This is a genomic window from Bartonella sp. ML70XJBT (assembly GCF_028618425.1).
GTDB lineage: Bacteria > Pseudomonadota > Alphaproteobacteria > Rhizobiales > Rhizobiaceae > Bartonella.
The window spans coordinates 1-642 of record NZ_JAQISX010000107.1 but is presented as its reverse complement, the minus strand read 5'-3'; the positions used below and the strand labels follow the sequence as shown (position 1 = coordinate 642).

General features: G+C 41.4%; 1 protein-coding gene. It reads right to left on the bottom strand.

Translation table 11 applies throughout. The annotated features are described in order from the left end of the window. The coding region (locus tag PVV65_RS09910; protein ID WP_273790045.1) for a DUF3987 domain-containing protein at positions 1-642 on the bottom strand (642 nt) is incomplete at both ends.

Sequence of the window (642 nt, the reverse complement as noted above, 5' to 3'; positions counted from 1 at the left end):
ATATTTTTCCCAACACAAAGCTCTCTCAAGGGCATCTCTATTGATTTCAAAACGCCCGCCTTCACTCAATTCAAAAATCAACGCAAGGGTTGGTATGGTTTTATCCATTTTCAAAAGATGTGCTTGTAAACTTGCAGAGAAATGCCCCCCTTTGACTGTTCTTTGAAAATTTTCCCACCATTCACGAAACATCTCTTGGGCTTCAGCAGAAAAGCGTATGGTCATGGGGTGTTTTGGTGATCCTAAAGGTTTATCATAAAGAGAACGAAAGACCTCTTGATAACTTTCCCATGCCTTTTGATTGGGCGGTCTATCAACCCAGTGACGCTCTTTTCGTTCATCGGGAAAGACCAGCATTTGAAACCGTTGCAATAAACCGTCATCATTTATTCCACGGTGCATGGCTTGAATAATGGGAATAATTCGAGAGGGTTGAATGCCCCCAATGACGGAAAGGGTTGCATTGGAAATATGAATGGTTCCACGCTCTATACGGTCATAGGTGTATGGCTTATTGCCATTAAAAGCTGTGAGATAAAAAGAACGGTCTGCTTGATATTCCTTTCTCTCCAAATTGGCTAAAAAACCAGATAATTCATCACGAACCAACAACAGACCACGGGGGTTTTCTTTTAACAATTC